This window comes from Bacillus sp. JZ34, assembly GCF_053903205.1.
On sequence record NZ_CP096403.1, the window covers coordinates 2,639,123 to 2,651,352 of the forward strand.

The following is a 12,230-nucleotide window of genomic DNA, read 5'->3' on the forward strand; positions in this document are numbered from 1 at the left end:
CACAGGATGTGCGTTCAGACAGGACGCCTGGGCAGGCCTGATAAGGTTTGGCGGCATATTAAAAGCGGTTCGGAAAAACTCCGAACCGCTTCGTGGTTAATTTTGATAATACGTCTTCACAATTCCGGCACAGCGAGGGCAAAGCTCCGGATGATCGGCATCCTGGCCGATTTCTTTGGACACCATGCGACACCGCTCACAAGTTTCGCCTTCTGCCTGAGCAACGACGATTTTTCCTGTGTCAAACGTCTGCGCACCTTCAGGCGCTTCGGCTTCCGTTCCGCCGATGAGAAGCTCTGACACGATGAACAGCTGTTTGACGTCTTCCTTGATCGAAGAAAGCAGCGCTTTTGCTTCTTCATTTGGATACAGCGTCAAGCTCGCAACCGAAGATTTTCCGATGATCTTTTCATTACGCGCTGTTTCAAGCGCTTTAAGAACATCGCCGCGAAGCTTCATGAAGCTGTCGAACTTCTCTTCCGTCTCTTTTGCATTTGGAATGTCTCTTGTTTCCGGCATATCGGTAAGCTGCACGCTTTTTTCCGATACGAATGTGAAGTGGCTCCACATTTCGTCAGCAGTATGCGGCAGGATCGGTGCGATCAGCTTGACAAGCCCGAGCAACGTTTCGTAAAAAACGGTCTGCATGCTGCGGCGGTCTTTATGATCGGCGTGTTCAATATAAACGACGTCTTTGGCAAAATCCATATAGAATGAGCTGAGCTCGATCGCGCAGAAGTTGTGGACAGCATGGTAAATGACCGAAAAATCATATTCTTCATATGCTTTTTTGACTTTTTCAATAAGGCTGTTCAGCTTGATCAAAATGTACTGATCGACTTCGCGAAGTTCTTCCACAGCGATTGCATCTTTCGCCGGGTCAAAATCAGCAATGTTTCCGTGAAGAAAACGGAACGTGTTGCGGATCTTCCGGTACACTTCTGCGACTTGCTTTAAGATCGCGTCAGATACGCGGACATCTGCTTGATAGTCGACAGATGCGACCCACAGTCTTAAAATATCGGCCCCGAACTGATTCATGATTTTTGCCGGAACAACGACATTGCCGAGTGATTTGCTCATCTTGCGGCCTTCTCCGTCAAGGGCAAAACCGTGTGACAGCACGCCTTTATATGGTGCTTTACCCGTTACGGCAACGGCTGTCGAAATCGATGAGTTAAACCAGCCGCGGTATTGGTCAGATCCTTCCAGATACAAGTCCGCAGGTCTTACAAGATCATCGCGCTCTTCCAGTACGGCCTGATGTGACGAACCTGAATCAAACCAGACATCCATGATGTCCTGTTCCTTTGTGAACTTGCCGTTCGGACTTCCCGGATGCGTAAAGCCTTCCGGAAGCAGTTCATTCGCTTCTTTTTCAAACCAAATGTTCGAACCGTGCTCCCTGAATAGTTCAGAAACGTGGTCGATCGTTTCATCCGTGATGATCGGCTCCCCATTTTCGGCATAAAATACCGGAATCGGCACGCCCCATGCGCGCTGTCTTGAGATACACCAGTCACCGCGGTCGCGGATCATATTGTAGAGGCGCGTTTCGCCCCATTCAGGCACCCATTTTGTTTCTTTCACCGCGTCAAGAAGCTCGTCTCTAAAGTCTTTGATAGAAGCGAACCATTGGGAGGTCGCGCGGAAAATGGTCGGTTTTTTCGTTCTCCAGTCGTGCGGATAGGAGTGGGTGATGAAATCGAGCTTCAGCAAAGCGCCTTTTTCTTCGAGCTGTTCTGTAATCGGTTTGTTGGCCTGATCGTAAAACAGTCCTTCAAAACCAGGGGCTTCGCTCGTCATATGTCCTTTTTCATCAACCGGGCAAAGCACGTCAAGTCCGTATTTCTGACCGATGATAAAGTCGTCTTCACCGTGTCCCGGAGCAGTATGAACACAGCCTGTACCGGCATCTGTAGTTACGTGTTCACCGAGCATAACAAGAGAATCTCTGCTGTATAAAGGATGAACCGCGACGATATGTTCCAGGTCTTTTCCTTTAACAGTTTGAACGACTTCATGATCTTCAAAGCCGATCGCTTTTGCCACGCTTTCAATCAATGCGCTTGCCATCACATAGCGCGCGCCTCCGGCAGCAACGACGCTGTACTCCAATTCAGGGTGTACGGCGATGCCGAGATTGGCCGGGATCGTCCACGGCGTTGTCGTCCAAATGACGATTTTTTCGCCGTTTGTTAATACACCTTTTCCATCTTTCACATCGAATGCAACATAGATAGACGGCGAGCGTTTATCATGGTATTCGATTTCAGCTTCAGCCAGAGCGGATTCGCTTGAAGGGGACCAGTAAACCGGCTTCTTCCCTTTGTAAATATAGCCTTTTTTCGCCATTTCGCCGAATACTTTAATTTGCTGCGCTTCAAACTCCGGCTTAAGGGTCACGTATGGGTTTTCCCAATCTCCTCTGACACCGAGGCGCTTAAATTGCGTTTTTTGTCCTTCGATTTGCTGCCATGCGTATTCTTCGCAAAGCTTGCGGAATTCGGCTACCGTCATTTCTTTGCGCTTCACTTTTTTGTTTTTCGTGAGCGCTGTTTCAATCGGCAGGCCGTGTGTATCCCAGCCCGGAACATACGGTGCATGATAGCCGCTCATCGATCTCGAACGGACGATGAAGTCCTTCAGTACTTTGTTGAGCGCATGGCCCATATGAATATCGCCGTTCGCATACGGAGGTCCGTCATGAAGCACGAACATCGGCCGGCCTTCGGTTCGTTTCTGAACGAGGCTGTAAATGTCCATATCTTCCCATTTCCCCTGGATTTCAGGTTCACGGTTCGGCAGGTTTCCTCTCATCGGAAAATCTGTTTTCGGCATTAAGAGCGTATCTTTATAATCCATTACCATTCCTCCAAAACATCTTTTCTAAAACAAAAAAAGCCTTTTCATCCCATAAGGGACGAGAAGGCTTTGATCTCGCGGTACCACCCTTTTAGACAAGCCGATTCGGCTTATCCGCTCAAACATCGTAACGTGATGGGACGTCCTTTCCTACTGGACGGTTCAGAAAGGAAACTTGAGGGCTGATTCACAACGATTCCAACAATCCCGGGCTTACACCGCCCCCGGGTCGCTTTCATTGTTTTCAGAAATCAATGTCTGTCCCTCTCAAACGTTTTTCACTCAATTTATGAACGTATTATATGCGAACGGATGACGATATGTCAAGAACGCAAATGAAATTCTATTCTTTTTCATCCATGACGGCGTCTACTTCGTATTCAAGCAAATGATCCCAGTCGTCGTTTTTCAACAGGTCAAGCTGCGCTTCGATCAACATTTGGAAACGGGTTCTGAACACTTTTGACTGCTTTTTCAGCTCTTCGATTTCCATCGCGATCTTTCTCGATTTTGAAAGAGACTCATTAATGATCCGGTCAGCGTTTTTCTCAGCTTCACGAATGATGAGCTTCGCTTCTTTCTCGGAATTGCGCTTTACGTCTTCGGCTGCTTCCTGTGCGACAAGGATCGATTTATTCAACGTCTCTTCGATCGTCGAAAAATGGCCGAGACGCTCGTCAAGCTCGTTCACCTTTGATTCAAGCTCATTTTTTTTGCGCAGAATGATCTCATAATCCTTTCTCACCTGGGACAGGAACTCGTTCACTTCATCTTCGTCATAGCCGCGGAACGCTTTTGTAAATGTTTTATTATGAATGTCATTTGGCGTCAAAGGCATGCTGCCCACCTCCATTATTTTTCTTTATGTACACTTGTCCTAGTCAACATTATAAAGCAAAATTCGACCGGGCGGAGAAAAAACTGTTAAAACGCGTCATTTTTGTTTTTCAAACGTCAATCTCCATTTGCCCTTCTTCGTTTTGCCGTCAATGTTTTTCATCCTGAACCGGCCAAACCCCCGGATCGAAACCATATCCCCTTCCGCCAGTGCATATGAAGGGTCTTCAATGACTTTCCAGTTCACTTTCACGAGGCCATTTTTCACGAGAACCTGTGCTTTTTGCCGGGATTGCCTGCTCATTGCCGAGCAAATCGCATCAAGCCTCAAAGATGAAACCGTATCATCCCTTATTTCGACATCCTGCTCCGGTACTTTAAGCTTAGAAAGCGGAATTTTTTCAAGGGAAACTTTCACCTTGCCGATTTGTGTCAGCTGGGTGAAAACAAAATCAGCGACTTCTTCCGAACAGATAAACTGCCATGTCCCGTCCGAAAAGATCAGGTCGCCGAACTTTTGGCGCCTCAATCCGATGCCCATCAATGAGCCGAGAAGCTCGCGATGCTCGATGGAGGCGAATTTTTGCGGATAGATGACTTCCCAGCCCTGAAGCTGAAAATCTTCGGCAGACGGCTCGGCATATTCAGGGAATAGTAAAGCCCTCTTTCGTTCGGCCTCAGGGAAGCCCCCGAAAAATTCAAGCCTCACTTCGTCCGACTGACCGATGACAGATTGCAGGATCACCTGTTCCCGCGGGTCCAAAAAATCGGTCAGCTTCATCCGGTACTGTTCCGCCACGATTCTTTTCCACTCAAGAGCCTGGTCGATAAACGGCTCTTCGTCTTTTCTGAAATGCTGGTAAATATCGCTCATTGTCTTTCCTTTCTATGTAAAGAGGCCTGGCCTACAGCCAAGCCCGATACTCGGCCCGCAAAGATTGAAGGCACGCTCCTGAACCACGGCGCCGCTGCCTGCGGTAAGTCTTACGGGAGATCGGCATAATGTCTTTAAAAAGCGCCGAGCATTCTGAAAACCGCAAGAAGCCCTGCATCTGCGAACCGCAGGATGAAAATCGCCACGAGCGGAGAAATATCAATCATCCCGAGCGGAGGAATAATCCTTCTGAACGGTTCGAGATAAGGCTCGCAAAGTGAAGCAAGCACCCGGCCGAATGAAGACTCCCTTGCATTAGGCACCCAAGACATAAAAATGTAAATAATGAGCGCAAACGAATAGACGGTTATAAGCGTGCTTAAAATTTGATAAAGTAGGATCATCTGCGATTTACCACCTCTGATGTTCTTCTTCTATGAGCTCGGAAATCGTGCCGGAGACATCGACGTTTTCAGGCGTGCATAAAAAGATGTCCGCTCCGATCCGCTGAATATCGCCGCCGAGAGCATATACAGTTCCGCTCAAGAAATCAACGATTCTTTTCGCCTGATCGTGCTGAATGCGCTGCAGGTTCACGACGACGGCGCGCCGGTTTTTGATATGGTCTGCGATTTCCTGGGCTTCCGCGTACACCCGAGGCTCACTTAACACTACTTTAGAAGATTTCTGAACGCTTTGCAAACTTACGACATTCTGCTTCCCAGCCGCTTTAGACTGGTAGGCGGTTCTGTCTTTCGATTCATGCTCTTCAGGGATTTCCTCCCTGTCTGTTTCAATGTACTCGTATTCGTATTCCTCATCATCCAAGGAAAAAAAGTTTTTAAATTTGTTTTTCAAACTCATGATTGTCCACCTCCAGTTTCATTTCCGACTAAGGAAGATCCGATTCTGACGAATGTCGCGCCTTCCTCGACTGCGATCGTATAGTCGTTAGACATCCCCATCGAAAGCTCGCTGCACGGGGCGTTCCATTGACCGAGCCCGCGAACCTCGTCGCGCAGCTCTCTCAGCAAGCGAAAACAGCTTCTGATTGCCGTCTCGTCATCCGTAAAAGGAGCCATCGTCATTAATCCCGCAATCCGGATGTTTTCATATGCAGACAGTTTTTTTACAAAAGAAAGAACCTCTTCTTTTGCCATGCCGTGTTTTGAAGATTCAAGAGATGTGTTGACCTGAACAAAACAGTCAATCGGTTTTTTTGCCCTCTTCTGAATCTCGTCGGCCAATGAAAGCCTGTCTAAAGAATGGATATATGAGACATGATCGATGATTGCTTTTACCTTTCTCGTCTGCAGGGTTCCGATAAAATGCCATACCGGTTCGCTGTCTTTCAGAGCGTCGAGCTTGTGAAGCAGTCCGGTATCGCGGTTTTCTCCCAAATGTCTGATTCCTGCATCAAGCGCTGCCTGCGCCCGTTCCGGGGAAACATATTTCGTGACAGCGATGACGGATATTTCGTCGGGCGTTCTTCCCGCTTTGATACACGCTTCGTTGATCCTGTCATTTATATGTCGTAAATTGCTTTTCACATCCACCTGTAAGCTATACCTCCTTTAATCCGATGAAGGACATCATCCGTCCGGTTTTTCCCCGGTCTCTCCGATGGGAGAAAAACAGTGAATGCTCGCAGCTCGTACAAAGGGAACTCACCTTGATCTGGCCGTTTGGAATTCCGGCGTGTACAAGCAGCTGCCTGTTCACTTCTTTTAATTCGAGACGGTACTCCCCTTCTTTTATCGTCAAAAAGGCTTTGTCTTCTCGCTGAAGAGGAAGATTCCTGATTTTGTCTATTACATGATCGTCGACAGTGTAGCAGCACGAGCCGATCGCAGGCCCGATCACGGCGTGGATGTCTGCGGGATTTGATCCTTCCCGGCTGACCCACGTGTCAACCATGCTGGCTGCGATCCCGAGCGCGGTGCCTTTCCAGCCCGCGTGAGCGATTCCGGCCAGCGAGCGGACCGGATCGTAAAAATAAACAGGAACGCAGTCGGCAAAGCAAAGCGCCAAAAACAGGTTTGGCCTGTCTGTATAAAGTCCGTCCGTAGCCTTCAGCGCCGTATCGTATCGGAAAGCGCCGCTGGCGCGATCGCTATCCGTCACTTTTTGAATCCGGTCTTCATGCGTCTGATCGGCAAATACCCAGTCGTGCAGATCGGTTTTTAAGTTGTCGGCAATCTGTTTTCTGTTATTGATGACATGCTGTTCATGATCCTGAACGTGCAGCCCTGTATTCAGTGAGTGAAAAGGCGGTTCGCTTTCTCCGCCGTTTTTTGTCGTAAATCCGGCTGTGACGGCTCCGCCGGTTTCCGCCGTCTGATTCCATTCCTCAATCAAAAGCATTGACGGAGCATCAAGACGAAAGGGGTTATATGTATTCATGGTGATCAGCCTTTCGACAAACATCGTAGTCTTTCATCATATCGCTCCTATTTTAACACATCTTGATGCATTCGTTTAGTTTCGTTTCAAAAAACTAAACGAAATGTATTGTTTGCAACATTTATCGCCGTTTTTGCAGACGGTCTCACCGTATACAATAATGTTGAAAAAGCAGGCGGATAAGGGCCCGCCGATTGATCAGGCATCATCTCATATGCTTGATCAGCTTAAACGCACAAGAATCACATCTTCTCCAATTTTAACAATATTTCGCCACGGAATGACGATTTCCTCTTCTTTTCCGAAAAATCCGAAAACTTTCCCCGTTCCTCCGATGACAATCGCCTGTATTTTGCCTGTCGTTACATTAATATCGATATCGCCGATGCTGCCGAGCTTTTTCCCGTTTGATACGTTAACGACATCTTTTATCTGGAAATCAGAAATGTTCATCATGTCCACCGCACGCCTCCTCTGATCAAATGTCCTTTTAGATTATATGAAAGGCAGTCCTTTATTTAGACTGCCTTTTCAGTGGTTTATTTCGTTTTTTTCCTGCCGGCTAAAATGTCGAGATGGACGGTCGTAACAGCGGATTCTTTCTTTAAAAAGGCTTTGATCCGCTCCTTTTCTGCGCGCCATGATAATGGCGTCATCTTGATGAGCGGCGCGAGAAGGCTTTGGTCTAAACGTTTGCTGTAGGCGATCTCCGTTCTGTCGATCAGATCGAAATGAGACGAGAACCGCTTAGCCGCATCCTCGCTCGTAAAGGCTTGTTTGTCCAAGCCGTCATACAAAAACCCCCGCAGTTCTTTCAGATAGCCGCTTTTCGGAATCACTTTCAAAACGATGCCGTCATCCGATAACAGCCGCTCGAATTCCGCGTAATTAGAAGGCGACAATATATTGAGGATCGCGTCGAATGAACGATTCCGAAACGGCGCGGCAGCCAGATCGGCGACACACCAGATCGCCTCTCTTTCTTGCTTAGTCGCAGACACAATCCCGGCTTTCGCCAAATCAAGCCCGACGCCAAGGACAGGCGATCCGGAACGCATTTGAAGCTTTCCAACGATCCGCGCCAAATGCGAACCTTCCCCGCAGCCGGCATCGAGGATGCTGACAAAGTTGCAAAACGGGAGGCCTGCTTGTTCGAGACGGTCTGTCAAAGCGCCGCTAAGCGGTTCAAAAAAGCCGCGGGCGGCTAACATTCTTCTCGCTTCAAATAATTCTTTATCATATTTAACAGAAGGAGCATGCGTTGTGACATTGACATATCCCCCTCTTGCGATATCAAACGTATGTCCGTTTTTACAGATCAGGCTTTTTAAATCGGTGACCGCCATATTCGTTGCGCATATCGGGCACTGAAACATCGTTTCATGCCTTTTCATGAGCGATGCTCTTTTTAATTTTTTATTCATCATTGTTACACCTCATTCATTCACATTTAGATCAATGAAAAAGGCATAGACAAATAAACCCGCACCTTCGGCATTTTTTAAAGACGAAGGTGTGGATGGTTTAAGCGTTTGTCTATACCTTTCATTATCTGTAGCGAATGAATTGAATGATCATAATGATGAACCCCTCTTTAACATGACGTTCTCTATTATCTTACCAGCTTTTTTAAGAGGATGAAAGCTGAAAAAGAGCCTCCAAACAAGGAGGCTGCCAAAGAACCAGCCGTTTTAAATGCTGAGGTTTAGAGGCTTTTTCTTGGACAAATACGGTCTGCCGTCCGTCCATACCGCCTGGACGGGCATATCGAAAAATTCGGACAAAACCTCGCCGGACATCATCTCTCTTGTCTTCCCCAATGCAAACACTTCACCTTTTTTCAGCAGCAGCGTTTGGCTGAAAGCGGGGAGAATTTCTTCCGCATGGTGAGTAACATAAAGCATGGACGGTGCACTGTCTTTTTTGGCAATTTGTTCAACCGTCTCCAGCACCTGCTCCCTCGCGATGAAATCAAGACCGGTTACAGGCTCGTCGAGAATGAGCAGCTCTGGATCGGCCATCAAGGCCCTTGAGATCAGCACCTTTTGCTTTTCTCCCTGAGAGAGCGTTTCATATCTCCTGTCCGCATAACGGATGGAGCTGAATTCCTCCAGGAGGGCGATCGCTTTCTCCCTGACAGACTGTGAAGGCGATTCATAAAGGCCGATCGAAGCGAAAGCGCCGCTTAAGACAATTTCAAATGCACTGTCTTCAGGATACAGCTTCTGCTGCAGGGCCGCTGACACAAGGCCGATTTTTTGGCGAAGCTTTTCGTTCAGCTCCGTTTTTCCAAATTCGCGCCCTAACACGGTGACTTTTCCTGTTGTCGGAAAATAATAAGCGCACAGCATGTTCAACAGAGCGGTTTTGCCGGCCCCGTTCAATCCGTATAGCGCCCAGTGCTCCCCCTTTTCCACCGTCCAATCAATATCCTTTAATATCCACTCTCCGTTTCGTTTTAGTGAAGCATTCTCAAGCTGCAAAACCATTTGAAGTCCTCCTTTTATGTAAATATTCTGATAAATTAAAATATAATTCTTTTATTATAGCTTATTTATATAACAAAGTGAATGAGAGATTTTCCATTTTTAGCATGTGAAAAGCCGCAGATTGACTGCGGCTTTAGTGAATGTTCTTATTCATTTGTTTAATGGCGGCTTTTTCCAGCCTTGAGACCTGGGCTTGGGAGATTCCGATCTCATCAGCGACTTCCATTTGCGTCTTGCCTTGGAAGAAGCGTTTTCTGAGGATCATTTTTTCCCGTTCATTCAGCCGTCTCATGCCTTCTTTTAAGGCGAGCTCTTCGATCCATTGCGAATCCTTGTTGCGCTCATCGCTGATTTGATCCATGACATAAATCGGATCTCCTCCGTCATTGTAAATCGGCTCAAACAAAGATACGGGATCTTGAATAGCGTCAAGCGCAAAAACGATTTCTTCATGGGACACTTCAAGCTCTTTCGCGATCTCCTGAGCCGTCGGCTCCCTGCTTGTCTCACTGATCAGCCGTTCTCTCACTTGCAGCGCCTTGTACGCGATATCCCTGAGTGACCGTGAGACGCGGATCGGGTTGTTATCGCGCAAATATCTGCGGATTTCTCCGATGATCATTGGTACAGCATATGTTGAAAACTTAACATTGTGGCTCAGATCAAAATTATCAATTGATTTCATTAGTCCGATGCAGCCGACTTGGAATAAGTCATCAACATACTCTCCTCTGTTGTTAAACCTTTGAATGACGCTTAAGACAAGGCGCAAATTACCGTTAACAAGCTTTTCTCTTGCTGTCGTGTCTCCTTCATCCTGCATTTGCTTGAACAACTTTCTCATCTCTTCGTTCTTCAGTACGGGCAGTTTTGATGTATCAACCCCGCAGATTTCAACTTTATTTCTCGACACTTTTTTCCCTCCCTACAGGAGCTGCTGTACAAAGTTCAGTATCTCCTCGGGTGGGAAAAATATGCATCGTTAATTTCCAAAAATAAGAAGATCAAGTCGAAAACCCTTGGCTGTCAACACTTCAAATTTCATAAAAAAATTAAACCATTTTGTTGAATTCTTTTCGCAGCCTTTTAATAATTCTTTTTTCAAGCCGGGAAATATATGACTGGGAGATGCCGAGCATATCGGCAACGTCTTTTTGCGTTTTTTCTTCTCCTCCGACAAGCCCGAAGCGGAGCTCCATGATCTGTTTTTCTCTGTCATTGAGCTGTTCAAGCGCTTTTTTCAGCAGCTTCTTATCAACGTTTGCTTCGATATCTTTTGTAATAATATCGTTTTCTGTTCCGAGCACATCTGAGAGAAGAAGTTCATTTCCGTCCCAATCGATGTTCAACGGTTCATCGAATGATACCTCTGAGCGAATTTTATTGTTTCTTCTTAAATACATCAAAATTTCATTTTCAATACATCTGGAAGCATATGTAGCCAGTTTGATTTTTTTCTCGGGATTAAAGGTATTCACCGCTTTGATAAGGCCGATCGTGCCGATGGAGATTAAATCCTCGATATTGATGCCGGTATTTTCAAATTTTCTCGCGATGTAGACGACCAGCCTGAGATTTCGTTCAATCAAAATCGCCCGTGCCGCCTGATCACCGTCAGGCAGCTTATGGAGAAGCACCTGCTCTTCATCTTTTGACAATGGCGGGGGCAGCGCTTCGCTTCCGCCGATATAATAAATTTCGTCGCTTTTCAGCCCCAGTTTCATTAAAAGTTTGTACCACAGATAGGTTAACCTTAATTTTAGTTTTTTCATCTTCCTCCCCCTTCTAAATAAACGTCTTCAGGAGTATGATAATGTAACAGACTTCGAGTTTAAGAAACGTGTTTGACCGGGTTTCCGGCGAGCATTTTCGGATGGACGATGGCGTCAAATTCGCCGTCCGCGGAAAGCGGTGAGGTGCTGATTCCAATCAGACATTTCGGCGCTTCAATCACCTCCCTTTCCGAAAAAATGAGCACATGATCCGGCTTTAGGCAGAGCAGAAACTGATGCTGATGGCCGACCCCGCGGTAGGGAATCAGGCGGATCCGCCCGATATACGGGAGTGTTTCATCAAGTTTGCCGACGGTATCAAGCGGGCTCATTTCCTTGATGATCACACTCGCTTCTTCTCCCAATACACTTTTCAATTTTTCAATATTGACGATCATGACGGGCGTTTTTGTGATCGGGTCGTAGAGTTGGTTTCCGGAGTCAATCAATCCGGTGAAATGAAGCGTATGTTCATCAATGCCGGTCTCTAGGCGGACGCGTTCTTCATATTGAATTTTCTTCGCTTCAGCATCTTCAAAACGCTTTTTTGAAAACAGCCATACAGCCGGAAAACCTGCACCGACAAACAGCCAGCTGACCGGGTCTCCAAAACCGGACCAATTCGTCATAAAGACGCCGTTTTCCATGATCGAATCCGTTTCAAGTAAAGAATGCGCTCCAATAATCCCTCCTCCCATTAAAAAAGTGGCAAAATAAAAAGAAAACAAATTTTGCAAAAAAAACCGGAACCGCTTAAAACCAAATGTCACAAGAACGATCACAACCGAAAACGACAGTTTGCCTGCAGGATGAAGGACGTACGGCGAAAAAGGTGTAAACATAAACAGAACGATGCTTGACGCGACAAACGCCCCTAAGATCAGCCTCCGCTTTTTAACCCTTCGCTTTAAAATAAATGCGGTCATCATTAAAAGCAGCAAGTCAAAACAAAAGTTTAACAGCCATATTGCATCTAAATAGATTTCCACA

13 protein-coding genes and 1 other annotated feature are annotated in these 12,230 nt (G+C 46.7%); all 13 genes read right to left on the reverse strand.

The features are described from left to right. Nucleotides 1-96 precede the first annotated feature (96 nt). Nucleotides 97-2,865 carry an isoleucine--tRNA ligase gene (gene ileS / locus M1D90_RS13280; protein ID WP_456282813.1) on the reverse strand — a complete coding sequence of 923 codons (2,769 nt, stop codon included), beginning with the start codon at nt 2,863-2,865 and terminating at the stop codon, nt 97-99. A 51-nt stretch (nt 2,866-2,916) separates the two neighbouring features. Beyond that, nucleotides 2,917-3,146: a binding site (T-box leader), on the reverse strand. 62 nt (nt 3,147-3,208) lie between these two features. Then, nucleotides 3,209-3,703 carry a DivIVA domain-containing protein gene (locus M1D90_RS13285; RefSeq protein WP_328037588.1) on the reverse strand — a complete coding sequence of 165 codons (495 nt, stop codon included), beginning with the start codon at nt 3,701-3,703 and terminating at the stop codon, nt 3,209-3,211. Between the two features lie 96 nt (nt 3,704-3,799). Then, nucleotides 3,800-4,576: a YlmH family RNA-binding protein gene (locus M1D90_RS13290; protein WP_023857245.1), complete on the reverse strand. Its 777-nt coding sequence runs from the start codon at nt 4,574-4,576 to the stop codon at nt 3,800-3,802. Between the two features lie 134 nt (nt 4,577-4,710). After that, the gene (locus M1D90_RS13295) at nt 4,711-4,977 is read right to left on the reverse strand and encodes a YggT family protein (RefSeq protein ID WP_025811370.1); all 267 of its coding nucleotides are present in this window, start codon (nt 4,975-4,977) and stop codon (nt 4,711-4,713) included. A 10-nt stretch (nt 4,978-4,987) separates the two neighbouring features. Next, nucleotides 4,988-5,440 carry a cell division protein SepF gene (sepF, locus tag M1D90_RS13300; protein WP_003181594.1) on the reverse strand — a complete coding sequence of 151 codons (453 nt, stop codon included), beginning with the start codon at nt 5,438-5,440 and terminating at the stop codon, nt 4,988-4,990. Beyond that, complete coding sequence (locus M1D90_RS13305) at nt 5,437-6,132, reverse strand: YggS family pyridoxal phosphate-dependent enzyme (protein WP_020451316.1); 696 nt, start codon at nt 6,130-6,132, stop codon at nt 5,437-5,439. The genes sepF and M1D90_RS13305 overlap by 4 nt, the downstream gene beginning before the upstream one ends. Nucleotides 6,133-6,139: 7 nt before the next feature. Then, on the reverse strand, nt 6,140-6,979 hold the full coding sequence (gene pgeF, locus M1D90_RS13310; protein WP_023857246.1) for a peptidoglycan editing factor PgeF: 840 nt from the start codon (nt 6,977-6,979) through the stop codon (nt 6,140-6,142). 222 nt (nt 6,980-7,201) lie between these two features. Beyond that, on the reverse strand, nt 7,202-7,435 hold the full coding sequence (locus M1D90_RS13315) for a YlmC/YmxH family sporulation protein (protein WP_011197962.1): 234 nt from the start codon (nt 7,433-7,435) through the stop codon (nt 7,202-7,204). A gap of 83 nt (nt 7,436-7,518) precedes the next feature. Then, nucleotides 7,519-8,406, reverse strand: coding sequence for a putative RNA methyltransferase (locus M1D90_RS13320; protein WP_456282814.1), 888 nt, complete (start codon nt 8,404-8,406; stop codon nt 7,519-7,521). 264 nt (nt 8,407-8,670) lie between these two features. Then, nucleotides 8,671-9,468, reverse strand: a complete 798-nt coding sequence (locus tag M1D90_RS13325; protein ID WP_456282815.1) for an ABC transporter ATP-binding protein — start codon at nt 9,466-9,468, stop codon at nt 8,671-8,673. 133 nt (nt 9,469-9,601) lie between these two features. Beyond that, on the reverse strand, nt 9,602-10,381 hold the full coding sequence (gene sigG, locus M1D90_RS13330) for an RNA polymerase sporulation sigma factor SigG (protein WP_003181576.1): 780 nt from the start codon (nt 10,379-10,381) through the stop codon (nt 9,602-9,604). Nucleotides 10,382-10,520: 139 nt separating this feature from the next. Continuing rightward, nucleotides 10,521-11,240 carry an RNA polymerase sporulation sigma factor SigE gene (gene sigE, locus M1D90_RS13335; RefSeq protein WP_003181573.1) on the reverse strand — a complete coding sequence of 240 codons (720 nt, stop codon included), beginning with the start codon at nt 11,238-11,240 and terminating at the stop codon, nt 10,521-10,523. A gap of 59 nt (nt 11,241-11,299) precedes the next feature. After that, nucleotides 11,300-12,229, reverse strand: coding sequence for a sigma-E processing peptidase SpoIIGA (gene spoIIGA, locus M1D90_RS13340; protein WP_456282816.1), 930 nt, complete (start codon nt 12,227-12,229; stop codon nt 11,300-11,302). Nucleotide 12,230: the final 1 nt, after the last annotated feature.

What these genes read in the sequence shown, in the direction of transcription:
- pgeF (WP_023857246.1), bottom strand. Translation starts at nt 6,979, where the DNA reads ATGAATACATATAACCCCTTTCGTCTTGATGCTCCGTCAATGCTTTTG.
- M1D90_RS13315 (WP_011197962.1), bottom strand. Translation starts at nt 7,435, where the DNA reads ATGATGAACATTTCTGATTTCCAGATAAAAGATGTCGTTAACGTATCA.
- M1D90_RS13320 (WP_456282814.1), bottom strand. Translation starts at nt 8,406, where the DNA reads ATGATGAATAAAAAATTAAAAAGAGCATCGCTCATGAAAAGGCATGAA.
- ileS (WP_456282813.1), bottom strand. Translation starts at nt 2,865, where the DNA reads ATGGATTATAAAGATACGCTCTTAATGCCGAAAACAGATTTTCCGATG.
- M1D90_RS13285 (WP_328037588.1), bottom strand. Translation starts at nt 3,703, where the DNA reads ATGCCTTTGACGCCAAATGACATTCATAATAAAACATTTACAAAAGCG.
- sepF (WP_003181594.1), bottom strand. Translation starts at nt 5,440, where the DNA reads ATGAGTTTGAAAAACAAATTTAAAAACTTTTTTTCCTTGGATGATGAG.
- M1D90_RS13325 (WP_456282815.1), bottom strand. Translation starts at nt 9,468, where the DNA reads ATGGTTTTGCAGCTTGAGAATGCTTCACTAAAACGAAACGGAGAGTGG.
- sigE (WP_003181573.1), bottom strand. Translation starts at nt 11,240, where the DNA reads ATGAAAAAACTAAAATTAAGGTTAACCTATCTGTGGTACAAACTTTTA.
- M1D90_RS13290 (WP_023857245.1), bottom strand. Translation starts at nt 4,576, where the DNA reads ATGAGCGATATTTACCAGCATTTCAGAAAAGACGAAGAGCCGTTTATC.